We start from the raw sequence: 24,965 nt of genomic DNA on the forward strand, positions 1-24,965 counted from the left end.
TGATCACTTGCTCACCGACGCGATCTCGCTAGGTTGCGGTGATGGGGCAGGACACCAAAAGCCATCAATCCGTCGAAACTTTCATCGCTCGCTGGCAGGGACAAGAGGGGGGACAGGAACGCGCAAACTACGCGCTCTTTCTGACCGAGCTCTGCGATCTTATCGGCGTGGAGCATCCGACCCCGGCGGGAGCGACCCACGAGCGTAACGATTACGTCTTCGAGCGGGTCGTCACCCGGCACAAGGACGACGGTGACGCGCTCGGTCGCATCGATCTCTACAAGAAGGGCAGTTTCGTCCTCGAAGCCAAGCAGAGCCGGGCCAAGGGCGGCGCCAAGGAGATCAAGGGCCAGAACGACCTGTTCGCGGCCGAAGGTCCAAATGTTTCGCGCGGACGGCGCGGAGCCGATCGGGCTTGGGACGTTCTCATGATGAATGCCAAGCGGCAGGCGGAGGAATACGCCCGTGCGCTGCCGACGTCCCATGGCTGGCCGCCCTTCATTCTCGTCTGCGACGTCGGCCACTGCATCGAGGTCTATGCCGATTTCTCCGGCCAGGGCAAGAATTACACCCAGTTTCCGGACCGCCAGGGTTTTCGTGTCTACCTCGAAGATTTGCGCAGCGAGGACGTTCGCAAACGGCTGCACGCCATCTGGTGCGCCCCGACCTCGCTGGACCCGGCGCAGGCTTCGGCGAAGGTCACGCGCGACATTGCGCGCCGGCTGGCGCAGGTCTCGCGAGCGCTGGAGAAGAAGGACTACGCCGCGCAGGACGTGGCGATGTTCCTGATGCGCTGCCTGTTCACGATGTTCGCCGAGGATGTCGGGCTTCTGCCGGAAAAATCCTTCAAGAAGGTTCTGGAGGATTGCGAAGCCAATCCGGTCGCCTTCGTGCCTAAGGTTACCCAACTCTGGGAAGCGATGAACACCGGCGGCTGGGCGCATGCGCTCGAAGTCGAAGTCAAGAAGTTCAACGGCGAGTTCTTCAGGAGCAAGGCTGCGCTGCCGATCGGCCGTGAGGAGATCGGGGAACTGCGCCAGGCGGCGAGCTACAATTGGAAGGAGGTCGATCCGTCGATCTTCGGCACATTGCTGGAGCAGGCCCTTGATCCGGACGAGCGCAAGAAGCTCGGAGCGCACTACACGCCGCGTGCCTACGTCGAGCGTCTCGTCATCGCGACCGTGATCGAACCGCTGCGCGAGGACTGGCGCAACGTCCAAGCGACTGCGGAGACGAAGCGTGCGGCTGGAGACCTTAAAGGTGCAGCTGGCGAGGTCAGTACGTTCCACGACAAGCTCTGCGAAACCCGCATTCTCGACCCCGCGTGCGGCACCGGCAACTTCCTCTACGTTTCGCTGGAACTGATGAAGCGCCTCGAAGGCGAGGTGCTCGAGGCGATGGCGGATCTGGGCGGGCAGGAAGCGCTGCATGGCCTCGGATCGCACGCGGTCGATCCGCATCAGTTCCTCGGACTCGAGATCAACCCGCGCGCGGTGGCGATTGCCGAGTTGGTGTTGTGGATCGGCTATCTCCAGTGGCACTTCCGGACCAAGGGAGGACCGCCGGACGAGCCAATCCTGCGTGCGTTCAGAAATATCGAGGTGAAGAACGCGGTTCTGACATGGGACGGTGAGCCAGTTCCAAGAATTGTCGACGGGAAGGATAGCTATCCAAACGCGCGGCGGCCCGAGTGGCCCAAGGCGGAATTCATCGTTGGCAATCCGCCGTTTATTGGCGGCAAGGACATTCGGGCGCGGCTTGGGGGCCGCTCGCCGAGGCGCTTTGGGCTGCGCATCCGCACATGAACGAGTCCGCTGATTTCGTCATGTATTGGTGGGATCGTGCTGCGGAGATTTTGACCCGTAAAGGGACGTTGCTGCGTCGTTTCGGCTTCGTCACTACAAACTCGATCTCGCAAGTGTTTCAGCGCCGCGTAATGGAAAAGCACCTGAACGCAAAGAAACCTATCTCCTTGGTGATGGCAATTAATGATCACCCGTGGACTAAAGCTAGCGAAGAGGCAGCCCAAGTTCGCATTGCGATGACGGTTGGCGAAGCCGGAATGCAAGATGGTGTGCTACGTGAAGTCATCTCAGAAGCAGCGCTCGACACTGATGCGCCTGACATAGAGCTTCGTGAAATAGCGGGCCGGGTCAATTCCGATTTGACCGTGGGTATAGATATCACGTCGGCCAAAGCGCTCCTCTCAAACGAGGGAGTATGCTCGCCGGGCGTGAAGCTTCATGGTCCTGGTTTCATCGTGACGTCAAATGAGGCGTCGCTTCTGGGTCTTGGTAAGCGCCCGGGCCTCGAGAAACATATTCGCCCCTACCGTAACGGACGAGACCTAGCAGCACGCCCGCGCGACGTGATGGTAATCGATCTCTATGGTCTTAATTCCGACCAGACACGTGCGTCGTTCCCTGAAGTTTATCAGCATTTGCTATCAACCGTTAAAATCCAGCGTGAGAAAGAGGCCATTCGATCCGGCAGCAAAGACTCGCAAGCTTACGCCAAACTCTGGTGGATATTTGGAAAGCCGCGGCAAGAGTTGCGCCCTGCGCTTGATGGCCTTGAGCGCTATATAGTGACTGCGGAAACGACCAAACATCGCGTTTTTCAGTTTCTCGATGCATCGATTCTTCCTGATAATATGCTCTTAGCGATTGCCTCCGATGACGCTCACAATCTTGGTGTTTTATCGTCGCGCGTGCATGTGACATGGGCGCTACGGGCAGGTGGATGGTTGGGTGTCGGCAATGATCCGCGTTATTCAAAGTCCCGTTGCTTCGATCCATTTCCGTTCCCCAGGGCGAACAACATTCAGAAGCAAGAGATTCGCTTAATTGCGGAAGAAATCGACACTCATCGCAAGCGGGTTCTGGCGGAGCATCAACACCTCACGCTGACGGGCCTCTACAACGTGCTCGAAAGTTTGCGGGCTGGCACTACACTTGACACTCTCGCAAACGAGCAGCGAACAATATTCGAGGATGGTTTTGTGCTAATACTTGAGGAGCTTCACGATCGACTCGATGCAGCCGTTGCACAGGCTTACGGCTGGCAGGTCGATTTGTCTGACGAAGAAATTCTCGCTCGGCTGGTCGCGCTCAACAAGGAGCGCGCGGCCGAGGAGAGGCGTGGCCTCGTCCGCTGGCTGCGACCGGATTATCAGATCCCGCGCTTTGCCAAGGGGCTCGACAAGCAGGCGGCGGAAGAGGCGGGCATGCAGGTCGCGGCGCAGCTCGATGTGACTGCCAAGGAACAGAAGCCGTCGTTTCCGGCCAACGCGGTCGAGCAGACGGCCGCCGTGTTCGCCGCGCTGGCGCAGGCGTCAGTGCCGTTGGATGCCGCCGCGATTGCCGCGCAATTCCGCAAGGCCAAGGCCAGCGAGACCAAGATTGCTGGCGTATTGGCGTCGCTCGCCCGGCTTGGCCACGTGACCACCGACGGCAAGGAATTTGCCTTGCGTCGTGTTGCGTGAACCAGGCGCTATCGCATTTCGGTCCCGCCGCTTCAGTCCCCTCCGCGTCGATAACCGGTTGCCAGCTGGTCTTGCTGACGGCTAGATGAGCGGACAGTCGATGGTCCATTCGACGGCGCGATCGGCCAAGAACAAAAAACAGGGCTGGAAATCATGACCAGGAAAATCATCGCGCTCGCCACTGCCTTTGGCTTCGCGGCCTGCGGGCCATCATGGGCCGCGTGGCCGGAGGACAAGCCGATCGAAGTCGTTGTCGGCTTTGCGCCCGGCGGCGGGACCGATGTGATGGCGCGCAAGCTGCTTCCCTTCGTCGAGCGCGCGCTGGGCGGCAAGGCGAAGTTCGTCGTCCTGAACAAGCCCGGCGCCGGCGGAGAGATCGCGTTTGCAGCGATCGCGCGCGCGGCGCCGGATGCCTATGCGATCGGCGTCGTCAACGTGCCCGGCTACAACTTCCTGCCGATGACGCGCAAAACCCAATACACCACGGACGACATCCGGCTGGTCGCACGAGTCGTCGAGGATCCGAACGTGATCGTGGTGCCCGCCGACAGCAAGTTCAACACTCTGCCGGATGTCATCGCCGCACTGCGCAGCAAGCCGGGCTCGGTGACGTTCGGTCATAATGGCGCCGGCACCAACGGACATCTGGCCATTCGCATGCTCGCGGCAGCCGCGAAGGTCGAGCCCAACGAGATCTCCTACCGGGGAACGGCGGCACAGCGGACCGATCTGCTCGGCGGGCATCTGCAAGTCGGGATGGTCAGTCTCAGCGAGATCCCCGAATTGCATGGCAACGCCAAGGGGCCGCTTCGCGTCCTCGCGATCCTGTCGAAGAAACGCTTTGCATCGCTATCAGATGTTCCCACGGCAGAGGAAGTCGGCTTTCCGGTCACGTCGACGGCAGAACGCGGCTTCGCTGTCACGAAGGCCGTGCCGGATGACATCGTCAGGAAGCTCGAAGCCGGGATCGCCGAAGGCCTGCGCAATCCCGAATACCTGGCGGGCTCGCCGGGCGATGAACCGGTGATAGCCTTTCTGCCGGGCGCCGAGTGGCAAAAACGCCTCGACGCCATGTCCGAGGCTTTGCGTCCCTATGCCGAGGACATGAAAGCGAACGAGCAGAAGTGATCGGTCCTGCTGGAGCCGGCGGTTATCGCGAGACTACCGCCGCGTCACCACCACGCCGATCATGAACGCGACCAGCAGCGCCGACAGCGGCGCCTCGCGCACCATGCCGCGAACCACGTGCGTCCAATGCTGCTCGGGTGCGAGTTTCGGCGACCTGATCTCGGGCGACGGCGTGATGCCCCATTCCGAGGCGAGTTCGGCAATTTCGCTCGAGGCAAGTCGCACGTCGTCGCGGACGCGGAAGATGGCGGCGTCGGGGCGTTCGCGCGGCGCAAGCAGCATCAAGGTCGTGACGGCCGTGCGCAACGTCATCTCGCCGTAGCCTTGCAGCCGCACCAACTCCTCGGGATCCGTCATGTCGAACTCCTCACAGCGCAAAGTGGCGCGCGATGGTGAAGGCCATCGTCGCGCACAGGACCAGCGTGGACACCGCGCCGGCCACTCCGCGCGCGAGATGGGCTCGCGTCAGGTGTCTGGTCATGATCCGCTCCATGCTCAGCATGGCAATGGCGGCGAGTGGGGTTGGTTCCAGGCGCGGCGGGCCGTCGACCCGGCTATTTCCGCAACAGCTCGCTCAATGCCGCCGTCGCCTCGGCGCAGCGGATGTCGTCGATCTCCCGCGACAGGCTGAGCGCGCTCGATCTCAGTTCTTCAACCTTCCAGCTGTCCGGATGCTGGTTCTCAAGCTGGCTGAGGCGCTTGTTGAGGTCGTCCAGTCTCGATTGAAGGTGCCCGATATTGGCGGCCCCATTCACTTTCCAAACGCGTTGTGCACGCATCGTCGTTCCCCTGATAGTCTCACGGCGTTGTGAGCAGGGTTCGTGGCCGGAATGGGAGTTTGTTTTGTCCGGCTTCAGGCCGCAGGGAACCGTTGCAGATTGGCAACGATGGTTCCCTGATTCGAACTGCAGGTCGACTCGCCCTTGCGCCGTGAGCTCCACAGGCGCGGAATCTGCATGTAGCGCGCCGCGACGGTGCGCCGCGCGAAAGCGCGCTTGCCGTCGCAACTCCGGGAAAGAACGAAGGAAAGACGCGTGGCGAGATTTGTGAATGTTGCGGCTGGCCAGCTCGGCCCGGTTGCAAGACGCGAAACGAGAACCGAAGTCGTGACGCGGCTGATGGCCTTGATGCGTCAGGCCCACGCAAACGGCTGCGACCTGATCGTCTATCCCGAGCTCGCGCTGACCACCTTCTTTCCGCGCTGGTATTTCGAGGATCAGGCCGAGATCGACAGCTTCTTCGAGCGCGAGATGCCGGGGCCGGCGACGCAGGCTCTGTTCGACCTTGCGCGCCAGCTCGGCATCGGCTTCTGCCTCGGCTACGCCGAGCTGACGGTCGAAGCCGGCATTGTCAGGCGCTACAACACCTCCATCCTCGTCGAGAAAAGCGGTGCCATCGTCCTGAAGTACCGCAAGGTCCATCTGCCCGGCCATGCCGAACACGAGCCGTGGCGTGAATTCCAGCATCTGGAAAAGCGCTATTTCGAACCCGGCAGCGGCTTTGGCGTGACCGAGGCGTTCGGCGGCGTGATGGGGATGGCGATCTGCAACGATCGCCGTTGGAGCGAGACCTACCGGGTGATGGGCCTGCAGGGCGTCGAGATGGTGATGATCGGCTACAATACGCCGGTGCACAATCCGCCCGCGCCCGAGCACGACGATCTCTCGCTGTTTCACAATCATCTGGTGATGCAGTCCGGCGCCTACCAGAACGGCACCTTCGTGGTCGGCGTCGCCAAGGCCGGCGTCGAGGAGGGCGTCGATCACATCGGCGGCAGTTGCATCGTCGCGCCATCAGGCGAGATCATCGCGCGGTGCACGACCAAGGGCGACGAGATCGCGCTCGCCCGCTGCGACCTCGATCTCTGCAACTCCTACAAGCGCACGACGTTCAATTTCGACATTCACCGCCAGCCGAAGGCCTATGGGATGATCGTCGAGCGCAAGGGCGTGGCGACGATGGCGGACGGCACGCCGGTGCGGAAGGGGTGAGGCGCTCTCTCCCGTAGCCCGGATGGAGCGCAGCGGAATCCGGGGCGGCTCTCGCGTGTGGCAAGATCCCCGGATTGCGCTGCGCTCCATCCGGGCTACGAGATCTTGCCCGTCGGGCAAAACACCGGCGGGGCCGTCAATCTCTTCTCACAAAATATTCCACTTTACCGAAATTCGGAAATAGCGTATGTGTCGGCCATCCCGTCTCTTCCTTGAGGGGCGATCGTACGTCGTCAGGAGTTGCGAGCCGGGCCTGCGGTGGACGCGGCAGCGTCGTGCGCGAGAGGTCATGGGCCATTGCCTCATACCTCCGTCATTGCGAGCGCAGCGAAGCAATCCAGAATCCCTCCGCGGAAAGACGCTGGATTGCTTCGCTACGCTCGCAATGACGAGGAGTATGTGCGACCCACTCCGCTCCCGTACCCCGGCTCTGCGCTGCAGCGCGTCCGGGACGCGAGACCCGGCAATTTTGCCCATCCATCCCCCATCACAACCACGTGTCTTTATTCGGAAACGATCATTCCCTATTATCCCGCAATGCAAAAAGCCGCCCGCCGATCGCAATCATCTGCCCGTCCTCCGGGCCGTCCCCGAGAGTTCGACATGGACATCGCGCTGGACCGCGCGGTGCGGGTGTTTCGCGAGCGCGGCTATCACGCCACGTCCATCGGCGACCTCACCGCGGCGATGCGGCTCGCCACCGGCAGCATCTACAAGGCGTTTCGTGACAAGCATGCGGTGTTTCTCGCCGCCTTCGAGCGCTACACGGCGCGGCGCCAGGAGCAGACCCGCAGTGCTGCCGCGCGCGGCGCAAATGGGCGCGAGCGGCTGCGCCACGTGCTGCTCTCCTATGTCGAGCAGTCCCAGGGCAGCGAAGGCCGGCGCGGCTGTCTCGTGGTCGGCAGCGCGGTCGAGTTGTCGGCGGTCGATTCCGTCGTCGGTGCCCGCGTCAGCGCGCAGCTCCAGACCAACGAGAGTTTCATCGCCGGCCTCATTCGCGAGGGGCAGGCCGACGGCTCGATTCCCCGCCACGTCGTGGTCGACGACACCGCGCGGCTGATGATCTGCATCACGCAGGGGCTGCGCGTCGTCGGCAAGGCCCGCCTGCCGCTCGACGGCGACCGCCTCGTCGGCGCCGCGATGAAGCTGCTTGCCTGAATTCCTGTCTTGTTGGGGAACGATTGTTCCCTATTGTTTGGAGACCATGTGAATGACGATGAATGCCACGATCGAGACCGCGCCGGGGCCGGCTGCGGTGTCGCAGCGACTGACCTTCGTGCTGGCCGCGGCCTGTGGCATGATCGCCGCCAACATCTATTACGCCCAGCCGCTGATCGCGCCGATCAGCGCCGCGCTGGGCCTGTCGCACGCCGCGGCCGGGCTGATCGTCACCATGACGCAGATCGGCTACGGCACCGGATTGCTGTTCATCGTGCCGCTCGGCGATCTCGTCGAGAACCGCGCCCTGATCTGCTCGATCATCATGCTCGGCGCTGCGGCGTTGCTGGCGGCGGCCTTCGCCACCCATGCGCTGCCGTTCCTGGTCGCGGCGCTGTTCATCGGCGTCGGCTCAGTCGCGGTGCAGGTGATCATTCCCTATGCGGCGCATCTGGCGCCGGAGGCGATCCGGGGCCGCGTCGTCGGCAACGTCTCGACCGGCCTGATGCTCGGCATCATGCTGGCGCGCCCGGTGTCGAGCTTCGTCACCGCGGCGCTGTCGTGGCATGCGGTGTTCTTCGCCTCCGCCGCGTTGATGATCGGGCTCGCTGCGGTGCTGTGGATGACGCTACCCAAGCGCAAGCCGGTTGCGCGCATGCATTACGGCACGCTGCTGCTGTCGATGCCGCATCTGGTGCGCACCACGCCGCTGCTCCGGCGCCGCGCGCTGTACCAGGCGAGCCTGTTTAGTTGCTTCACGCTGTTCTGGACGGTCGCGCCGCTCCAGCTCGCGCGCGAATTCGGCTTCACCCAGAGCGGCATCGCGCTGTTCGCGCTCGCCGGCGTCGCCGGCGTGTTCTCGGCGCCGATCGCAGGACGGCTCGCGGACCGTGGTCACAGCCGCGTTGCAACCCTCGTCGCGATGCTGCTGGCGGCCCTTGGCTTCCTCGTCAGCTATATCGGCGCGGCCGGATCGGCGCTGAACCTCGCCTGCCTGATCGTGGCCGCGATCGCCATCGATCTCGGCGCCCAGGGCAATGTCGTGCTCGGCTTCCGTGCCATCTTCCTGCTCGGGCACGAGAACCGCAGCCGCCTCAACGGCCTCTATATGGCGACGTTCTTTGCGGCCGGCGCCGCCGGCTCCGCGGTCGGCGCCTGGGCCTTCGCGCAAGGCGGCTGGACGCTGGCCGCCGGAATCGGCCTGGCGCTGCCCGTTGCCGGTCTGCTCTATGCGGCAACCGAGTAACGGTACGATTGTGCGCTCCGACGGCCGTTCACCAAGCCGGCCGTGGCGCAATTTCCGCCTCGCGGTTTCCCTGCGGCTGTAGTACTTTGGTCGCAAGCGGGCCTGGTTAACAGGTGGCAGGGGGAGGCTGATGAGGCGTGCGGAACTGTTCGGCGTACCGCGAGTACGGCCATGGTCGTGGCAGGCATTTCTGCTCGGGTTCGTCGTCGTCGCGGCATCGGCCGTGCTCCAGGGGGCTGTGTCGCACTCGGTGTGAAACTCTATTTCGCGGCATTTTTGCCCAGCGTCTTCGTGGTCGGGCTCGTCGCCGGTGCTCCGGCCGCGACATTCGCAGCGCTGCTCACCATTCCGCTGGTGTGGTGGGCGTTCGTGCCGCCGTTCTTCCAGTTCAGTTCGCTGACCAGTGCCGATGCGGATTCCATCAATCTGTTCTTCCTGCTTGCGGTGTTCCTGATCGGCCTTGCCGATCTCTGCCGCCAGACGGCGGCGATCGTCAGCCGCGGCGGGCTGAAGTCTTCGGGCGACAGCGCGGCAACGAATCCGCAATAAACGGGCTGCGCGCGTTGCGCCCGCGCAACAGTCCGGCAACCATCAGCGCATCTGCTGCGCGCCGCTAACTTTTCGAAAAAGATTTGGCCGCAATTTCTCCCCCGGGAATGACGAGGGAGTTTTCGACATGAACGGCCAGATCAACGGTCACGCCATCTTTGAGAACGTGCGCCGCTACCGCGGCATCGCATCGCTCTATCGCCAGACCGCTGCATTCCGCCCGGGCCAGCGCGGGTCGCTGCTGGAGCAGGCCAGGGAATGGGAAGAGCGGGCGCTGTCGGAGCTGGAGACCTATTTCGCGACGCGCGCGGACTACACCACCTCGCTCGCTGCCTGATCGTTAACCATCAGGACACGATCGAAAGAACCGGCGCGGGCACCACGAACTGTCCGCCCCAGGCGCGAACCTCCGGCAATTGGGCGATGATCTCGTCCTTCAGATTCCAGGGCAGGATGAAGACGTAATCGGGCCTGGCCGCGAGCAAGGCCGCGGGATCGCGGATCGGCAGGTGCGTTCCCGGCAGCAGCAGGCCCTGCTTGTGCGGATTGCGATCCACGGTGAACGGAATCAGCTCGCGCGTGATGCCGCAATAATTGAGCAGCGTGTTGCCCTTCGCGGGCGCGCCATAGGCGAGTACAGCCTTCCCCGCGCGCCGCGCCGTGACGAGAAAGTCGCGGATCGCCGCGCGCTTGGCCGCAACCCGCTCGCGAAAACCACGATAGGTCTCAGGCTGGTGCAGCCGCGCCGCAGCCTCGCGCCGGCGCAGCCTGTCGAGGGCCGGCGAGGACCCATGAGATGCCGCTTCGTGGCAAACGTGCAGACGCAGCGAGCCGCCATGTGTCGGCAGCTCGTCCGCATCGAAGACCCGCAAGGCATGCGCGCGAAAAATCGTCTCGGCCGTCGCGAGCGAGAAATACGACAGATGCTCGTGATAGATCGTGTCGAACTGGATCTGCTCGATCAGGTGCAGGAGAGAGGGCTGCTCGAGCGTGATGCACCCGGTCTCGGGCAGCAGGACGCGCAGGCCCGCGACGAAGTCGTTGAGATCGGGCACGTGCGGCAGCACGTTGTTGGCGACGATCAGGTCGGGCCTGTGGCCCTCGGCACGGAGCATCGTGGCGGTGTCGCGGCCGAAATAGCAGGTCCTGGTCGCAATGCCCTTGGCGCGCGCGACCGACGCGGGTCCGCCGGCCGGCTCGACGCCGAGCACGCGGATGCCGGCGCGCCGAAAATACTGCAGGAGATAGCCGTCGTTGCTGGCGATCTCGATCACTTCCGATGTTGCTCCAAGAGCGGTGCGCGCAATCATCTCCGCGGCGTAGGCCTCGGCGTGCCGTAGCCAGCTCTCGGAATAAGAGGAGTAGTAGAGATACTGGTCGAAGATGCTCGCTGCGGGCTCGAACTGCGGAAGCTGGACCAGGCCGCAGCCGTGGCAGACATAGGCCTGCAGCGGGTAGACCGGCTCGTCGATGTCCGCCCGCCCGGGCGGCACGAAGGAATTCGCCAGAGGCGACCGGCCGAGATCGACGAAGGTGTCGTCGATGACCTCGGCGCAGAAGCGGCATGGATGCCCGGTCATGGCAAGCGCCCTTGTTGTGCCGCTCTGCGTCGGCTGCTAGTGAGTCCTCCGGAGCCAGAGAAGGTCCGACATCGCTGCGCGCGATGCAACGAAAAAGCGAAATTCGCCATGGGTGTTCGGGAGGGAGCGCCTGACATGAAGTTCACGCCATTGGCCCTGCCAGGCGTCCTGGAAATCGGGATCGAACCTGAGACCGACGCGCGCGGATTCTTCGCCCGGCTGTTCGACAGCGAGACCTTCGCGGCGCAGGGCCTGCCCACGCATTTCGTCCAGCACAGCCTGTCCCACAACGAGCGTGCCGGTACCTTGCGAGGCCTGCACTACCAGGCGGGACGGTTGGAGGCCAAGCTGGTGCGGTGCATCGCCGGCCGCGCGTTCGACGTGATCGTCGATCTGCGCCGATCGCTGCCGACTTATGGCCAATGGTGCTCGGTCGAGCTCGCCGCCGATCGCCACAACGCCGTATTCGTTCCCGCCGGATGTGCCCATGGCTTCCAGACGATCGTGGACGGGACCGCGTTGATGTACTTCATCGACGTGCCCTATGACGCGCAAGGGGCGGCCGGAATTCGCTGGGACGATCCGTCGCTTGCGATCGCGTGGCCGCTTGCCAATCCGATCCTGTCCGCGCGCGATCGCGCGCTGCCTTATCTGTCATGAAGCGGGCACTGGTCACGGGTGCGTCCGGATTCATCGGCCGCGCGCTGGTGCCTGTGTTGCTCGATCGCGGCTTCGAGGTGCATGGCGTCGCGCGGATGCCGCAGACGGTGACGGCCGGCGTGACCTGGCACATGGCCGATCTGCTGTCCGGTGCCGGTCGTGCGGACGTGCTGTCCGCGTCGCGCCCGACGCATCTGGTGCACCTTGCCTGGGAGGCGCGGCCGGGCCGCTATCGTGAGGATCCCGTCAACCGGCTCTGGGCGGACGCGAGCATCGATCTGCTTGCGGGCGCGACGGCGTGCGGCACAAAGCGGATCCTCGGCATCGGCAGTTGCCTCGAATACGGCCCGCAAGCCGGTCTGTGCGACGAACTCAGCCCATGCCGCCCGACGACGCGGTACGGGCAGGCCAAGCTCCGCGCAGCCGAGGCCTACATCGCCGCAGGCGCCGCCTGGGGCCGCGTGTACTTCCCGTTCGGCCCGCACGAGCCGGAGCAGCGCCTCATCCCGTCGCTGATCAGGAGCCTGAGAGCAGGGGAAGCCTTCGATTGTTCGCATGGCGCACAGCTTCGCGACTTCGTCTATGTCGATGACCTCGCCCACATGATCGCCGCCGTGCTCGACAGCGATCTGACGGGCGCGATCAATCTTGCCAGTGGCACGCCGCGCAGCCTGCGCAGCGTGATCGAGCATTTCGCCGATCGTCTCGACGCGCGGCACCTGGTCAGGTTCGGCGCCATCGCCGCAACGGGCGTCGATGCCGAGCCGATCATTGCCGCCGACATCGGCCGTCTCCGCACGGTGATTGCAGGCGTTCCGGTCGTCGGCTTCGCCGCCGGGGCGGACCGCGATCTTGCGTGGTGGGGCGATCTTCTTGCGGGGAAAGCGTAAGCACGCCACACGGAACCCGTGGCGCTATGGAGTTGTCCAGGTCCGCACCTATGCTAACAATGTGCGGATCGAAATCTCCTTCACGCCGGCCGGGGCGAGCAATGACCACCTTCAACCGCATCTTCACGACGGAGCGCCTGCTCCAGATCGTCGTCGTATTGGCGGCAACCGTCGCGATGAAGCTGATGGGGTGAAGTTCGGCGGGCTATTGTCCACCGAATTCGGGCACCTCGGGCAGGTAATTCGAGCCTTCCGAGCCGAGAAAATCGAACATCGCCTGCGCCGGCGGCAGCAGCACCTTGTCGCTGCGGCGGATCACGTACCATTGCCGGACGATCGGAAGGCCCGCGACATCGAGCACGATGAGGCGGCCTTCGGCGAGTTCATGTGCCACCGTGTGGGCCGAGATGAAGGCGATGCCGAGCCCGGCAATCACCGCCTGCTTGATGGTCTCGTTGCTGCTCATCTCCATGCCGACGATCGGCTCGAGATCGGACTTCTGGAACATGCCCTCCATCAGCGTGCGCGTGCCCGATCCCCGCTCGCGGGTGAGGAAGGTCTCGTGCACGAGATCGGTGAGGCTGAGGCCTGAATCCGTCTCCAGCCAGTGCCCCTTGCGCGCAACGATGATGTGCGGATTGCGCCCGAGCTGACGGACGTCGACGCTGACGTCGGCCGGTGGCCGACCCATCACGGCGAAGTCGAGGTCGTAGCCGTGCATGGCCTCGCGGATCTCCTCGCGATTGCCGATGGTCAGCTTGATCTCGATCTTCGGATGCCGCTTGGAGAAGGCCGCGATCGCATGCGGGACGAAGTATTTCGCAGTCGAGACCGCGCCGAGATGCACCGTGCCGCCCGTGCGCCCCGCAAGCAGATCGAGCGCGCCCTGGCAGTCCATGATTGCGGCTTCGACGCGCTCGGCGAGCGTCAGCACCTCCCTGCCGGCCTCCGTCAACAGCATGCCGTCACCGGTCCGCTGCACCAGCGGCAGTCCTGCAAGGTCCTGAAGCTGACGGAGTTGCTGGGTGACGGCCGGCTGGGTCAGGCCGAGCTGGCTTGAGGCCGCCGTGACGCTGCCCTTGGCCGAGACAGCCGCGAGCGAGCGGAGCTGCCGGATCGTGACATGCCGGAGCTGGACCGCTGCGTGGCCGGGACTATTATAAGAAAATTCTTTGGCGCTCATTATGAATAGAAATTTTCCTTATTAAACTCCCCCTGTCAATCTCCTCGTGCCGGGACCGACCGCACTGACCTCCACCAAGGAGGGAACTGGATGCGGCGCCCGCTAGGGGATGGACGCCGATGACCGGGCAACTCAGGCTGGACGAGCACCTTCAGCGGTATTCCGAGACTGCACCGCATGCGCTGGCGGTGGCGGCAGCGGTCGACGCCATCGCGGCAGCCGCGATCGAGATCGCCGAGCTCATTGCCACCGGAGATATTGCGGACGCCTCGGGCTTGACCACCGGCCGCAACAGCGACGGCGATCTCCAGCGTGATCTCGACGTCCAGGCGGACATGATCCTGCGCCGCTGCCTCGGCAAATTGCCGATCGCGGCGCTGGCGTCGGAGGAGATGCGCGAGCCGCAGATCGCCGATCGCGAAGCAAAAATCTGTATCGCGATCGATCCTCTCGACGGCTCCTCCAACATCGACATCAACATGACTGTCGGCACGATCTTCTCGATCCTGCCGGCGCCGGACGACCTCGATCTCGCCTTCCACCAGCGCGGCTCGGCGCAGCTTGCGGCGGGCTTCGTCACCTACGGTCCGCAGACTTCGTTGGTGCTGACCCTCGGCGACGGCGTCGATATCTTCACCCTCGATCGCAGGTCCGGTTGTTTCCGCCTCGCGCGCAGCGGCGTTCAGGTCGCCGAGGCGTGCGACGAGTTCTCGATCAATGCATCGAACCGCCGGCATTGGGATCCGCCGGTGCGCGCCTTCGTCGACGAATGTCTTGCCGGCGTCGACGGGCCCGCCAACCGCAATTTCAACATGCGCTGGATCGGATCGCTGGTCGCCGAGGCCTATCGCATTCTCACCCGCGGCGGCGTGTTCCTCTATCCCTCCGACGCGCGCCCCGGCTATGGCGACGGCCGCCTGCGGCTCACCTACGAAGCGCATCCGATGGCGATGATCATCGAGCAGGCCGGCGGCTCTGCCTCGACAGGGCGCGAGCGCATCCTCGACCTCGCAGCGCAAAGTCTGCACCAGCGCGTGCCCCTCGTCATGGGTTCCAGCAGCGAGGTGCGCCGCGTCGAGGAACTGCACTGCGATCCGCTGCTGGTGGCGAGCGGCTCCGCGCCGCTGTTCGCGCGTCGCGGCTTCTTCCGCGTGTGAGAGGGCGGCGCATGTCCAGGAAGCATCCGATCATTTCCATCACCGGGTCGTCCGGCGCCGGCACGACCTCGGTGAAGAAGACCTTCGAGCAGATATTCTTCCGCGAGAAGGTCAACGCCGCCTACATCGAAGGCGACGCCTTTCACCGCTATGACCGCACCGAGATGCGTACGCAGATGGCCACGGAGGCCGAGCGTGGCAACAAGCATTTCAGCCATTTCAGCCCCGAGACCAATCTGTTCGAGGAGCTCGAGCGGGCGTTCCGCGATTATGGCGAGACCGGCACTGCGACGACGCGGCATTACGTCCACGACGTCGAGGAGTCCGCGCTGCACGGCGCGGCTCCCGGCACCTTCACCGAATGGGAACGGCTGCCGGAGAATTCGGACCTGCTGTTCTACGAGGGCCTGCACGGTGCCGTCGTCACCGACAAGGTCAATGTCGCGCGCTATGCCGATCTCAAGATCGGTGTCGTGCCCGTCATCAATCTCGAATGGATCCAGAAGCTGCATCGCGACCGCAGCGCGCGCGGCTATTCGACCGAGGCCGTCACCGACACCATTCTGCGGCGGATGCCCGACTACATCCACTACATCTGCCCGCAATTTTCCGAGACCGACATCAACTTCCAGCGGGTGCCGACGGTGGATACCTCCAATCCCTTCGTCGCGCGCTGGATCCCGACGCCGGATGAATCGATGGTCGTGATCCGCTTCAAGAATCCGCGCGGCATCGACTTTCCATATCTGCTCTCGATGCTTCCGCAAAGCTGGATGTCCCGTGCGAACTCCATCGTGTGTCCCGGCGCAAAGCTTGATCTGGCGATGCAGCTCATCCTGACGCCGCTGATCATGCAGCTGATCGAGCGCAAGCGAAACCTGAAGTGAACGAGGAGAGCGAGATGAATATCTCCGTCCACGCCGAAGCCGACCTCACTACGGTCGCGCACAGCGATCTCGCCAACGCCGTCCGCTTCCTCGCGGTCGATGCCATAGAGAAATCTCAGTCCGGCCATCCCGGCCTTCCCATGGGCATGGCCGATGTCGCGACCGTGCTGTTCTCGCGCTTCCTGAAATTCGACTCGGCGCATCCCAACTGGCCGGATCGCGACCGCTTCGTCCTCTCGGCCGGCCACGGCTCGATGCTGCTCTACGCGCTGCTGCACCTGACCGGCGGCGACGTCAGCCTCGACGACATCAAGGCCTTCCGGCAATGGGGCTCGAAGACGCCAGGCCATCCCGAATATGGACATACGCCGGGCGTGGAGACCACGACGGGACCGCTGGGGCAGGGGATAGCCACCGCGGTCGGCATGGCGCTCGCCGAGCGCATGGCCAATGCGCGGCATGGCGACGGCCTGGTCGATCACTTCACCTATGTGATCGCCGGTGACGGCTGCCTGATGGAAGGCATCAGCCAGGAGGCGATCTCGCTGGCCGGACATCTCCAACTCGGCCGGCTGATCGTGCTGTTCGACGACAACGGCATCTCCATCGACGGGCCGACGTCGCTTGCGACGTCCGATGACCAGCTCGCGCGCTTCGCCGCATCCGGCTGGTCGGTGCGCCGTGTCGACGGGCACGATCCCGAGGCGGTTGCGCAAGCGATCGCCGAAGAGCGGGAGACGACAAAACCGTCGCTGATCGCCTGCCGCACCATCATCGGCTATGGCGCGCCGGACCGGCAGGGGACCGAGAAGGCGCATGGCGCCCCGCTCGGCACCGAGCAGACGGCGGCGGCGCGCCGGACGCTCGGCTGGGACTATCAGCCCTTCGTGGTGCCGATTCCCGTCGCGAAGGCATGGCGGATGATCGGTCAGCGCGGACAGGTCGAACGTCTCGCCTGGCTCGATCGCTACGAAGGCGCGTCACCTGAGCAGCGCGACCTGTTCGTCGAGGGCAAGGCTGTTGCCTTGCCTGCCGCCTATGCGCTGGCGGCGGCGAAGCTGCGCGAACGCTTTGCCAGCGACCGCCCGAAGCTCGCGACGCGGCAGGCCTCGCAACAGGTGCTCGACGCCATCGCCGGAACGATTCCCGGGCTTGTCGGCGGCTCGGCGGACCTGACGCATTCGAACCTCACGCACGCCAAGGCGCAGGCGCCCGTGAAGCGAGAGGCATTCGCCGGCGACTACATCCATTATGGCATTCGCGAGCACGGCATGGCCGCTGCGATGAACGGCCTGGCGCTGCATGGCGGCTTCATTCCCTATGGCGGCACGTTCCTCGCCTTCTCCGACTACAGCCGGCCGGCGATCCGCCTTGCGGCCCTGATGCGGTTGCGCGTCATCCACGTGATGACCCACGATTCCATCGGGCTCGGCGAAGACGGCCCGACGCACCAGCCGGTCGAACATCTCGCAGCGCTTCGGGTCATTCCGAACCTGCTCGTATTCCGTCCCGCAGACGCGGTGGAGACGCTGGAAGCCTGGGATTGCGCGCTCGCGAGCGAAGATCGCCCGTCCGTGCTGTGCCTGTCGCGGCAAGCCTTGCCGACCTTTCGCAGCGACGCACGCGGCAAAAATCGTGTGACGCGCGGTGCCTATCTCGTCGTTTCGCCGGATGGCGGTCGTGACGTGACCTTGATGGCGACCGGCTCGGAAGTGTCGATCGCGCTGGAAGCCGCCCGGTTGTTGGCGACCGAGCACATCCGTGCGGCCGTGGTTTCCGCGCCTTGCTTCGCACTGTTCGAGGAGCAGCCGGAGGATTATCGCGGCTCCGTGCTCGGCGCCGCGCCGCGCGTCGGCGTCGAGGCGGCCATCGTCGGCGATTGGCATCGCTGGATCGGCGCCGACGGCGAATTCGTCGGGATGCGCGGCTTCGGGGCCTCGGCGCCGGCGCCGGTGCTCTACCGCGAATTCGGCATCACGCCGCAAAGCATTGCGGAAGCCGCCCGACGGGCGATCGCCCGCGCCCGCAAGCAATAACAGGAGGACAGTCCGTGGCACGTATCACCCTTCGCCAACTGCTCGACCACGCCGCCGGTCACGGTTACGCGGTACCGGCGTTCAACATCAACAACATGGAGCAGGGCATCGCGATCATGCAGGCGGCGGCTGAGGTCGATGCGCCCGTCATCATGCAGGCCTCGCGCGGCGCCCGCAGCTACGCCGGTGACATCATGCTCTCGCACATGATCGACGCGCTGGAGCGGACCTATCCGGACATCCCACTGTGCATGCACCAGGACCACGGCAATGACGAGGCGACCTGTGCATCCGCTATCGCCCACGGCTTCACCTCCGTGATGATGGATGGCTCGCTGAAGGCCGATGCCAAGACTGCTGCCGACTATGACTACAACGTCGCCATCACCCGTCGGGTCGTCGATCTCGCCCACTGGGTCGGAGCATCCGTCGAAGGCGAACTCGGCGTGCTCGGCTCGGCTCGAGCACGGCGGCGGCGAGCAGGAAGACGGTCACGGCGTCGAGGGCAAGGTCGGCCACGACCAACTGCTGACTGATCCCGATCAGGCCGTCGATTTCGTTCGCGCCACCAAGGTCGATGCGCTCGCCATCGCGATGGGCACTTCGCACGGCGCCTACAAGTTCAGCCGCAAGCCGGATGGCGACATCCTGGCGATGCGGGTGGTCGAGGAGATCCACCGCCGGCTGCCGAACACGCATCTCGTGATGCACGGCTCCTCCTCGGTGCCGCAGCCGCTCCAGGACATGTTCAACCAGTTCGGCGGCGAGATGCCGCAGACATGGGGCGTGCCGGTGGAGGAGATCGTCCGCGGCATCAAGAGCGGCGTGCGCAAGGTCAACATCGACACCGATTGCCGCCTGGCGATGACCGCGGTGTTCCGAAAAATCGCCGCGCAGTCGCCCTCCGAGTTCGATCCGCGCAAGTTCCTCAAGCCGGCGATGGACGCGATGCGCGACCTCTGCCGTGAACGGTTCGAGCAATTCGGTACTGCCGGCCACGCAAGCAGGATCAAGGTGGTGCCGATGAGCGAGATGGCGCGGCGCTACCGTGGTGGCGACCTCGACCCGCGGATCGATGCCCGCGCGTCGGTTGCGGCCTGAGCAAAATACACAGAGCAGCGAAGCGAGAAAGCGCCTTAAGGAGGCTGATATGAATCTACACACCGGCACGGTCCGCGGCAAAGAGCGCTATCGCTCGGGCACTATGGAATACGCACGCATGGGCTATTGGGAGCCCGACTATGTCCCGAAGGACACCGACGTCATCGCGCTTTTCCGTGTGACGCCGCAGGAAGGCGTTGACCCGATCGAGGCATCCGCAGCCGTCGCCGGCGAGTCCTCGACTGCGACCTGGACCGTGGTGTGGACCGACCGTCTGACTGCTGCGGAGAAATATCGCGCCAAGTGCTATCGCGTCGATCCGGTGCCTAACACGCCGGGCTCCTATTTCGCTTATATCGCCTACGATCTCGACCTGTTCGAGCCGGGCTCGATCGCCAACCTCTCGGCCTCGATCATCGGCAATGTATTCGGCTTCAAGCCGCTCAAGGCGTTGCGGCTCGAGGACATGCGCTTCCCCGTCGCCTATGTGAAGACCTTCCAGGGGCCGGCGACCGGCATCGTGGTCGAGCGCGAGCGCCTCGACAAGTTCGGTCGGCCGTTGCTCGGCGCAACGGTCAAGCCGAAGCTGGGGCTTTCCGGCCGCAACTACGGCCGCGTCGTCTACGAGGCGCTGAAGGGCGGGCTCGACTTCACCAAGGACGACGAGAACATCAACTCGCAGCCCTTCATGCATTGGCGCGACCGCTTCCTCTACTGCATGGAGGCGGTGAACCGCGCGCAGGCGGCTTCTGGCGAGGTGAAGGGCACCTATCTGAACGTCACCGCCGGGACGATGGAGGACATGTACGAGCGCGCGGAATTCGCCAAGGAACTCGGCTCGGTCATCGTCATGATCGACCTCGTGATCGGCTACACCGCGATCCAGTCCATGGCGAAGTGGGCGCGCCGCAACGACATGATCCTGCATCTGCATCGCGCCGGCCACTCGACCTATACGCGGCAGAAGAGCCACGGCGTGTCGTTCCGTGTCATCGCGAAATGGATGCGTCTGGCGGGCGTCGACCACATCCACGCCGGCACGGTGGTCGGCAAGCTCGAAGGCGATCCCAACACCACGCGCGGTTACTACGACGTCTGCCGCGAGGACTTCAACCCGACCATGCTCGAGCACGGCCTGTTCTTCGACCAGTCCTGGGCGAGCCTGAACAAGATGATGCCGGTCGCCTCCGGTGGCATCCATGCCGGCCAGATGCATCAGTTGCTCAATTTGCTTGGCGAGGACGTCGTGCTGCAATTCGGCGGCGGCACGATCGGCCATCCCATGGGCATTGCGGCTGGCGCGATCGCCAACCGCGTGGCGCTGGAGGCGATGATCCTCGCCCGCAACGAGGGGCGCGATTACGTCCATGAAGGCCCGGAAATCCTGGCGAGGGCGGCCGAGACCTGCACGCCGCTGAAGGCCGCGCTGGAGGTCTGGAAGGACGTCAGCTTCAATTACCAATCCACCGACACGCCGGACTTCGTGCCGACCGCGCTGGAAACCGTTTGAGGAGACAGAACATGAAACTGACCCAGGGCTGCTTCTCGTTCCTGCCTGATCTGACCGACGACCAGATCACCAAGCAGGTGCAATACTGCCTCGCCAACGGCTGGGCGGTGAATATCGAGTTCACCGACGATCCGCATCCCCGCAACACTTATTGGGAGATGTGGGGCCTGCCGATGTTCGATCTCCAGGACGCCGCCGGCGTGATGATGGAACTCGCCGAATGCCGCAGGGTGTACGGCGATCGTTACATCCGCATCAGCGGGTTCGATTCCAGCCATGGCTGGGAATCGGTGCGGATTTCGTTCCTGGTCAACCGGCCACCGCAGGAGGCCGAGTTCGAGCTGGTGCGGCAGGAGGTTGGCGGCCGTGCGATCCGCTACAGCACCGTCAGAAAGACCATCGCGCACGCGCCGCGATAGCCATTCGTCTCCGCGCGGAGCCTTGTTGCTCCAGATCCTTGGCGGACAACTGCTTCGCCGCCGCCCCGCGGCGAAGCTATTTTATTCGAGGCGACGATGCTTGATTTGCCGACCACCGAAACCGCGTTCGATCTTCGCAAGGAGGCCGAAGCTGCCGGGATCACCGACACGTTGCAACAGCTCGAGCAGGAGCTGATCGGCCTCCGGCCGGTCAAGAGCCGCGTGCGCCAGATCGCGTCGTTGCTGCTGATCGAGCGTATCCGGCAGCGTGCGGGCCTCGCCTCCGCGCCGCCGACGCTACACATGTCGTTCACGGGCAATCCCGGCACCGGCAAGACCACGGTAGCGCTGCGCATGGCCAAGATCCTGCACGGGCTCGGCTTCGTCCGGCGCGGGCAGGTGATCTCGGTGACGCGCGACGATCTCGTCGGGCAATATATCGGGCACACCGCGCCGAAGACCAAGGAGATCCTGAAGAAGGCGATGGGCGGCGTTCTCTTCATCGACGAGGCCTATTACCTGCACCGCCCTGACAACGAGCGCGACTACGGCCAGGAGGCGATCGAGATCCTGCTCCAGGTGATGGAGAACCAGCGCGAGGATCTCGTCGTCATCCTGGCCGGCTATGGCGAGCGGATGACGAGCTTCTTCGCGTCAAATCCAGGATTCCGCTCGCGGATCGCCCACCACATCGACTTCCCGGACTATGCGGAAGCCGAGTTGCTGGTCATCGCCGAGCTGATGCTCAGGGAGCGCGGCTATCGCTTCTCGGCGTCTGCGCGCGAGGCCTTCGAAAGGTACATCGCACTGCGACGGACCCAGCCGTTCTTCTCCAACGCGCGCTCGATCCGCAACGCGGTCGATCGCATCCGCCTGCGGCAGGCCGATCGACTGGTGTCCGATCTCGATCGCATGCTCGATGTCGCCGATCTGGAAACGATCGACCCGGCGGACGTGCTGGCGAGCCGCGTCTTCAGCGGCGGCGCCGACGCGCGAAGTGCCAAGTCATGACCAGGGAGATCATCATTGCCCCGTCGATCCTGGCCGCCGATTTCGCGCGCCTCGGCGAGGAAATCGCGGCGATCGACGCGGCCGGCGCCGACTGGATCCATTGTGACGTCATGGACGGCCATTTCGTTCCGAACATCAGCTTCGGCGCCGACATCATCAAGGCGATCCGGCCGGTGACGTCGAAGATATTGGACGTCCATTTGATGATTGCGCCTGTCGATCCCTATCTGGATGCCTTAGCAAAGGCGGGTGCCGACGTCATCACGGTCCATGCCGAGGCCGGGCCGCATCTCGACCGCTCGCTGCAGGCGATCCGTGCGCTCGGCAAGAAAGCCGGCGTCAGCCTGTGTCCGGCAACGCCCGAGGGTACGATCGAGTATGTGCTCGATCGTCTCGATCTCGTGCTGGTCATGACCGTCAATCCCGGCTTTGGCGGCCAATCCTTCCTCGACTCCCAGATCGAGAAGATCAGGCGCATTCGACAGATGATCGGCGAACGGCCGATCCGGCTGGAGGTCGACGGCGGCATCACGCGGGACAATGCCGCTGCTGTCGCCGCCGCGGGCGCCGATACGCTCGTGGCAGGCTCCGCCGTGTTTCGTGGCAAGAGCAGCGCCGATTATACCGGCAACATCGCGGCCATTCGGGTCGCGGCAGAGGCCGCACGGGCGTCCATCCTGCGGGATAGTCCCGCGCGACCGATGCAGCACCGAGAGGGCGCGCTCATCCGGTAGACTACGGATGGGGCGCATGAAGAGGATGTCCCGGCACTGGTTGTACCAAGGCGTGCCACTTTTCTCCGGGGTTCTACGGAGGATGCCGCGCAAGTCGATCAACTCCTTCAGGCCGGGGTAACCAACGCGCCTGGCACGAGAATTCGATTAACGCCCGCGCAATGCTAACCGCCGCAATCTGCGGTTTAGGAATGCAAGAGAGCGCGGGGATGCGGATCGCAGAGAATTGCAGGCACGTCGCCTGCACGCGGCGGGGAGCGACGGCATGAGCATGCATCGCTTGTTCGCCGAGCAGCTTCGCTGCGCCACCGACGCGAACGGACAGGTCCAGCTCGCCAAGCTGGGCGAACTCGTCAGCGCCGCCTATGAGGCGAGCGACCGTGATCGCCAGCGGATGACCGAGGCGCGCGCGAACACGCACGGGCAGGTGGAAGAAGATCTGCTGCGAACGCGCGAGTTCCTCGACACCATCGTGGACAACATCCCGATCGCCGTGTTCGCAAAGTGCGCGAAGGATTCGCGCTACATCCTGCTCAACCGCGCCGGCGAGGATTATTACGGCCTGCCGCGCGAGCAGATGCTGGGCAGGACGCCCGAGGAAGTCTTTCCGGCGGATGTCGCCCGCATGGTCAACGAACAGGACCGACGGGTCGTTGCCAGCGGTATGCCGATGTTCCTCGAGGAGCATCTGCTTGAAGTCGGCGTCAAGGGGCATGACCGCGTCATCAACTCACGCAAGATGCTGATCACGGACGCCGCGGGCGAGCCGCAATATCTGGTCGGCGTGATCGAGGACGTCACCGAGCGCATCACCACCCAGGAACGCATCAGCCACCTCGCACATCACGATGCGCTGACCGACCTGCCCAACCGAAGCGCGTTCAATGCGGCACTGAGCGAGCGGCTGGAGCGCGCCCAGAAGGCATCGACCAGCTTTGCTGTGCTCAGTCTCGATCTCGATCGCTTCAAGGAAGTGAACGATGTGTTCGGCCACCCCGTCGGCGACATGTTGATGCGGGCGGCGGCCGGGCGCCTTGCCGCGGAATCCGACGGCGGCTTCGTCGCCCGTATCGGCGGCGATGAGTTCATGATACTCATGCCGGACGATGTCTGCCGTGAAGATGTGCTGGCGCTCGGCGAACGTCTGGTCGAGGCGATCGGCAACGAGACTCGAGGTCGACGATTATCTCTCCCATGTCGGCTTGAGCGTAGGTATCGCGATCTATCCGGATGACGGCGTGGATGCGGCAACGCTGCTCGCCAATGCCGATTCAGCGCTCTATCGCGCCAAGCGCGAGGGCCGGGGCCGGGTCTGCTTCTTCGAATCCGAGATGGACCGCGAGCTGCGCGATCGCAGGCTGCTTTTGCACGATCTGCGGCAGGCGGTGGAGCAGAACCAGCTTCTGGTCTACTTCCAGCCGCAGGCGCGGATCGACGGTGAGATCATCGGTTTCGAGGCGCTGGTGCGCTGGAACCACCCGACCCGCGGCTTCGTGCCGCCGGACCAGTTCATTCCTCTCGCCGAGGAGAACGGACTGATCATCCAGATCGGTGAATGGGTCTTGCGCGAGGCATGCCGCGAGGCTGCGTCCTGGCCACGGCCGCTGCAGGTGGCGGTCAATCTGTCGCCGGTCCAGTTCCAGGCCGGCGACCTCGAACGTTCGATTCACCAGATCCTGCTGGAGACGGGGCTGGCGCCGACGCGGCTCGAGGTCGAGATCACCGAGGGCGTTCTGATCGGCGATTTCACCCGCGCGCTCACCCTGCTGCGCCGGTTGAAGGCGCTGGGCATCCGCATCGCGATGGACGATTTCGGCACCGGCTATTCCTCGCTGTCCTATCTCCAGTCGTTCCCGTTCGACAAGATCAAGATCGACCGCAGCTTCATCTCCGATCTCGAAGCGACGCCGCAATCGGCGGAGATCGTCCGCGCGGTCTTGAGCCTTGCGCACGCCCTGAAGATTCCGGTGGTCGCGGAAGGGGTGGAGACCGAAGCGCAGCGGGTGTTCCTCGCGCGCGAGGCCTGCGAGGAGATGCAGGGCTATCTCATTGGCCGGCCTGAACCGATCGAACGGTATCTCGATCTGATCGGGGTGACCGTGGAACAACGCCTTTCCGCTTAGCCAGCAGCTTGCCGGACAAGACCGGTTCCACGCGCCTTCGGTGGCGATAGGAACCAATACCCGCCTGCGCATTTTTCAAATTGGCCGCGGTCAGGCGCGCGGTGCATGCAGCAAATGT

24 protein-coding genes and 1 pseudogene are annotated in these 24,965 nt (G+C 64.3%); 21 read left to right on the forward strand and 4 right to left on the reverse strand.

All coding sequences use genetic code 11. The features are described from left to right. The first annotated feature begins 41 nt into the window (after positions 1-41). The 3 genes from ACQ86E_RS22400 (at position 42) to ACQ86E_RS22410 (ending at position 4,612) form a co-directional block, all read left to right on the forward strand. Positions 42-1,805 carry a type IIL restriction-modification enzyme MmeI gene (locus ACQ86E_RS22400; RefSeq protein ID WP_431201837.1) on the forward strand — a complete coding sequence of 588 codons (1,764 nt, stop codon included), beginning with the start codon at positions 42-44 and terminating at the stop codon, positions 1,803-1,805. Further along, positions 1,802-3,484 (forward strand): type IIL restriction-modification enzyme MmeI, encoded by a 1,683-nt coding sequence (locus ACQ86E_RS22405; protein WP_431201838.1) that lies wholly within the window; start codon positions 1,802-1,804, stop codon positions 3,482-3,484. The genes ACQ86E_RS22400 and ACQ86E_RS22405 overlap by 4 nt, the downstream gene beginning before the upstream one ends. Positions 3,485-3,637: 153 nt before the next feature. Continuing rightward, a complete protein-coding gene (locus ACQ86E_RS22410; RefSeq protein WP_431201839.1) occupies positions 3,638-4,612 on the forward strand; it encodes a tripartite tricarboxylate transporter substrate binding protein in 975 nt (324 codons plus the stop codon). 33 nt (positions 4,613-4,645) lie between these two features. On the opposite strand, the gene ACQ86E_RS22415 is transcribed toward ACQ86E_RS22410, so the two are convergent. Both ACQ86E_RS22415 and ACQ86E_RS22420 read right to left on the reverse strand, forming a co-directional pair. Beyond that, entirely contained in the window at positions 4,646-4,969 is a 324-nt protein-coding gene (locus tag ACQ86E_RS22415; RefSeq protein WP_431201840.1) for a hypothetical protein, read from the reverse strand. Positions 4,970-5,166: 197 nt separating this feature from the next. Then, positions 5,167-5,391 (reverse strand): hypothetical protein, encoded by a 225-nt coding sequence (locus ACQ86E_RS22420; RefSeq protein WP_151650476.1) that lies wholly within the window; start codon positions 5,389-5,391, stop codon positions 5,167-5,169. Between the two features lie 255 nt (positions 5,392-5,646). Between ACQ86E_RS22420 and ACQ86E_RS22425 the strand changes: the two genes are divergently transcribed. From ACQ86E_RS22425 to ACQ86E_RS22450, 6 genes are all read left to right on the forward strand, one after another. Next, positions 5,647-6,603: an N-carbamoyl-D-amino-acid hydrolase gene (locus ACQ86E_RS22425; protein ID WP_431201841.1), complete on the forward strand. Its 957-nt coding sequence runs from the start codon at positions 5,647-5,649 to the stop codon at positions 6,601-6,603. A gap of 537 nt (positions 6,604-7,140) precedes the next feature. Continuing rightward, complete coding sequence (locus tag ACQ86E_RS22430; protein WP_431201842.1) at positions 7,141-7,761, forward strand: TetR/AcrR family transcriptional regulator; 621 nt, start codon at positions 7,141-7,143, stop codon at positions 7,759-7,761. Between the two features lie 52 nt (positions 7,762-7,813). After that, positions 7,814-9,007: an MFS transporter gene (locus tag ACQ86E_RS22435; protein ID WP_431201843.1), complete on the forward strand. Its 1,194-nt coding sequence runs from the start codon at positions 7,814-7,816 to the stop codon at positions 9,005-9,007. A 130-nt stretch (positions 9,008-9,137) separates the two neighbouring features. Beyond that, positions 9,138-9,263 (forward strand): hypothetical protein, encoded by a 126-nt coding sequence (locus ACQ86E_RS22440; RefSeq protein WP_431201844.1) that lies wholly within the window; start codon positions 9,138-9,140, stop codon positions 9,261-9,263. After that, complete coding sequence (locus ACQ86E_RS22445) at positions 9,260-9,556, forward strand: DUF4118 domain-containing protein (RefSeq protein WP_431201845.1); 297 nt, start codon at positions 9,260-9,262, stop codon at positions 9,554-9,556. The genes ACQ86E_RS22440 and ACQ86E_RS22445 overlap by 4 nt, the downstream gene beginning before the upstream one ends. Positions 9,557-9,683: 127 nt before the next feature. After that, positions 9,684-9,893, forward strand: coding sequence for a hypothetical protein (locus ACQ86E_RS22450; RefSeq protein WP_431201846.1), 210 nt, complete (start codon positions 9,684-9,686; stop codon positions 9,891-9,893). 10 nt (positions 9,894-9,903) lie between these two features. Here ACQ86E_RS22450 and ACQ86E_RS22455 read toward each other — a convergent pair whose 3' ends face one another. Continuing rightward, positions 9,904-11,136 (reverse strand): methyltransferase domain-containing protein, encoded by a 1,233-nt coding sequence (locus tag ACQ86E_RS22455; protein ID WP_431201847.1) that lies wholly within the window; start codon positions 11,134-11,136, stop codon positions 9,904-9,906. Positions 11,137-11,271: 135 nt separating this feature from the next. Here ACQ86E_RS22455 and rfbC point away from each other — a divergent pair, with 135 nt between their 5' ends. Further along, positions 11,272-11,796 (forward strand): dTDP-4-dehydrorhamnose 3,5-epimerase, encoded by a 525-nt coding sequence (gene rfbC / locus ACQ86E_RS22460; protein ID WP_431201848.1) that lies wholly within the window; start codon positions 11,272-11,274, stop codon positions 11,794-11,796. A gap of 53 nt (positions 11,797-11,849) precedes the next feature. Next, on the forward strand, positions 11,850-12,686 hold the full coding sequence (locus tag ACQ86E_RS22465) for an NAD-dependent epimerase/dehydratase family protein (protein WP_431206535.1): 837 nt from the start codon (positions 11,850-11,852) through the stop codon (positions 12,684-12,686). 205 nt (positions 12,687-12,891) lie between these two features. Here the strand turns inward: ACQ86E_RS22465 and ACQ86E_RS22470 are convergent, their stop codons facing one another. After that, positions 12,892-13,869, reverse strand: coding sequence for a LysR family transcriptional regulator (locus tag ACQ86E_RS22470; protein WP_431201849.1), 978 nt, complete (start codon positions 13,867-13,869; stop codon positions 12,892-12,894). A gap of 119 nt (positions 13,870-13,988) precedes the next feature. On the opposite strand from ACQ86E_RS22470, the gene ACQ86E_RS22475 reads away from it, so the two are divergent. The 10 genes and pseudogenes from ACQ86E_RS22475 (at position 13,989) to ACQ86E_RS22520 (ending at position 24,847) form a co-directional block, all read left to right on the forward strand. Continuing rightward, a complete protein-coding gene (locus ACQ86E_RS22475; RefSeq protein ID WP_431201850.1) occupies positions 13,989-15,026 on the forward strand; it encodes a class 1 fructose-bisphosphatase in 1,038 nt (345 codons plus the stop codon). A gap of 11 nt (positions 15,027-15,037) precedes the next feature. Next, positions 15,038-15,913 carry a phosphoribulokinase gene (locus ACQ86E_RS22480; protein WP_431201851.1) on the forward strand — a complete coding sequence of 292 codons (876 nt, stop codon included), beginning with the start codon at positions 15,038-15,040 and terminating at the stop codon, positions 15,911-15,913. A 14-nt stretch (positions 15,914-15,927) separates the two neighbouring features. Beyond that, positions 15,928-17,949, forward strand: a complete 2,022-nt coding sequence (gene tkt / locus ACQ86E_RS22485) for a transketolase (protein WP_431201852.1) — start codon at positions 15,928-15,930, stop codon at positions 17,947-17,949. A 14-nt stretch (positions 17,950-17,963) separates the two neighbouring features. Continuing rightward, a pseudogene (gene fba / locus ACQ86E_RS22490) lies at positions 17,964-19,050 on the forward strand (class II fructose-bisphosphate aldolase). A 49-nt stretch (positions 19,051-19,099) separates the two neighbouring features. Next, a complete protein-coding gene (locus ACQ86E_RS22495; protein ID WP_431201853.1) occupies positions 19,100-20,560 on the forward strand; it encodes a form I ribulose bisphosphate carboxylase large subunit in 1,461 nt (486 codons plus the stop codon). An 11-nt stretch (positions 20,561-20,571) separates the two neighbouring features. Then, entirely contained in the window at positions 20,572-20,979 is a 408-nt protein-coding gene (locus ACQ86E_RS22500) for a ribulose bisphosphate carboxylase small subunit (RefSeq protein ID WP_431201854.1), read from the forward strand. Between the two features lie 96 nt (positions 20,980-21,075). Next, positions 21,076-21,990, forward strand: a complete 915-nt coding sequence (cbbX, locus tag ACQ86E_RS22505) for a CbbX protein (RefSeq protein ID WP_431201855.1) — start codon at positions 21,076-21,078, stop codon at positions 21,988-21,990. Further along, positions 21,987-22,724, forward strand: a complete 738-nt coding sequence (rpe, locus tag ACQ86E_RS22510; protein ID WP_431201856.1) for a ribulose-phosphate 3-epimerase — start codon at positions 21,987-21,989, stop codon at positions 22,722-22,724. Before cbbX ends, rpe begins: the two co-directional genes overlap by 4 nt. Before the next feature lie 265 nt (positions 22,725-22,989). After that, a complete protein-coding gene (locus ACQ86E_RS22515) occupies positions 22,990-23,958 on the forward strand; it encodes a diguanylate cyclase domain-containing protein (RefSeq protein WP_431201857.1) in 969 nt (322 codons plus the stop codon). Then, positions 23,927-24,847: a putative bifunctional diguanylate cyclase/phosphodiesterase gene (locus ACQ86E_RS22520; protein ID WP_431201858.1), complete on the forward strand. Its 921-nt coding sequence runs from the start codon at positions 23,927-23,929 to the stop codon at positions 24,845-24,847. The genes ACQ86E_RS22515 and ACQ86E_RS22520 overlap by 32 nt, the downstream gene beginning before the upstream one ends. Positions 24,848-24,965: the final 118 nt, after the last annotated feature.

The sequence above is a fragment of the Bradyrhizobium betae genome (assembly GCF_050632175.1).
GTDB classification, from domain to species: Bacteria; Pseudomonadota; Alphaproteobacteria; order Rhizobiales; family Xanthobacteraceae; genus Bradyrhizobium; species Bradyrhizobium betae_B.

What these genes read in the sequence shown, in the direction of transcription:
- ACQ86E_RS22400 (WP_431201837.1), top strand. Translation starts at nt 42, where the DNA reads ATGGGGCAGGACACCAAAAGCCATCAATCCGTCGAAACTTTCATCGCT.
- ACQ86E_RS22405 (WP_431201838.1), top strand. Translation starts at nt 1,802, where the DNA reads ATGAACGAGTCCGCTGATTTCGTCATGTATTGGTGGGATCGTGCTGCG.
- ACQ86E_RS22410 (WP_431201839.1), top strand. Translation starts at nt 3,638, where the DNA reads ATGACCAGGAAAATCATCGCGCTCGCCACTGCCTTTGGCTTCGCGGCC.
- ACQ86E_RS22415 (WP_431201840.1), bottom strand. Translation starts at nt 4,969, where the DNA reads ATGACGGATCCCGAGGAGTTGGTGCGGCTGCAAGGCTACGGCGAGATG.
- ACQ86E_RS22420 (WP_151650476.1), bottom strand. Translation starts at nt 5,391, where the DNA reads ATGCGTGCACAACGCGTTTGGAAAGTGAATGGGGCCGCCAATATCGGG.
- ACQ86E_RS22430 (WP_431201842.1), top strand. Translation starts at nt 7,141, where the DNA reads ATGCAAAAAGCCGCCCGCCGATCGCAATCATCTGCCCGTCCTCCGGGC.
- ACQ86E_RS22435 (WP_431201843.1), top strand. Translation starts at nt 7,814, where the DNA reads ATGACGATGAATGCCACGATCGAGACCGCGCCGGGGCCGGCTGCGGTG.
- ACQ86E_RS22440 (WP_431201844.1), top strand. Translation starts at nt 9,138, where the DNA reads ATGAGGCGTGCGGAACTGTTCGGCGTACCGCGAGTACGGCCATGGTCG.
- ACQ86E_RS22450 (WP_431201846.1), top strand. Translation starts at nt 9,684, where the DNA reads ATGAACGGCCAGATCAACGGTCACGCCATCTTTGAGAACGTGCGCCGC.
- ACQ86E_RS22455 (WP_431201847.1), bottom strand. Translation starts at nt 11,136, where the DNA reads ATGACCGGGCATCCATGCCGCTTCTGCGCCGAGGTCATCGACGACACC.
- rfbC (WP_431201848.1), top strand. Translation starts at nt 11,272, where the DNA reads ATGAAGTTCACGCCATTGGCCCTGCCAGGCGTCCTGGAAATCGGGATC.
- ACQ86E_RS22470 (WP_431201849.1), bottom strand. Translation starts at nt 13,869, where the DNA reads ATGAGCGCCAAAGAATTTTCTTATAATAGTCCCGGCCACGCAGCGGTC.
- ACQ86E_RS22475 (WP_431201850.1), top strand. Translation starts at nt 13,989, where the DNA reads ATGACCGGGCAACTCAGGCTGGACGAGCACCTTCAGCGGTATTCCGAG.
- ACQ86E_RS22480 (WP_431201851.1), top strand. Translation starts at nt 15,038, where the DNA reads ATGTCCAGGAAGCATCCGATCATTTCCATCACCGGGTCGTCCGGCGCC.
- tkt (WP_431201852.1), top strand. Translation starts at nt 15,928, where the DNA reads ATGAATATCTCCGTCCACGCCGAAGCCGACCTCACTACGGTCGCGCAC.
- ACQ86E_RS22495 (WP_431201853.1), top strand. Translation starts at nt 19,100, where the DNA reads ATGAATCTACACACCGGCACGGTCCGCGGCAAAGAGCGCTATCGCTCG.
- ACQ86E_RS22500 (WP_431201854.1), top strand. Translation starts at nt 20,572, where the DNA reads ATGAAACTGACCCAGGGCTGCTTCTCGTTCCTGCCTGATCTGACCGAC.
- cbbX (WP_431201855.1), top strand. Translation starts at nt 21,076, where the DNA reads ATGCTTGATTTGCCGACCACCGAAACCGCGTTCGATCTTCGCAAGGAG.
- rpe (WP_431201856.1), top strand. Translation starts at nt 21,987, where the DNA reads ATGACCAGGGAGATCATCATTGCCCCGTCGATCCTGGCCGCCGATTTC.
- ACQ86E_RS22515 (WP_431201857.1), top strand. Translation starts at nt 22,990, where the DNA reads ATGAGCATGCATCGCTTGTTCGCCGAGCAGCTTCGCTGCGCCACCGAC.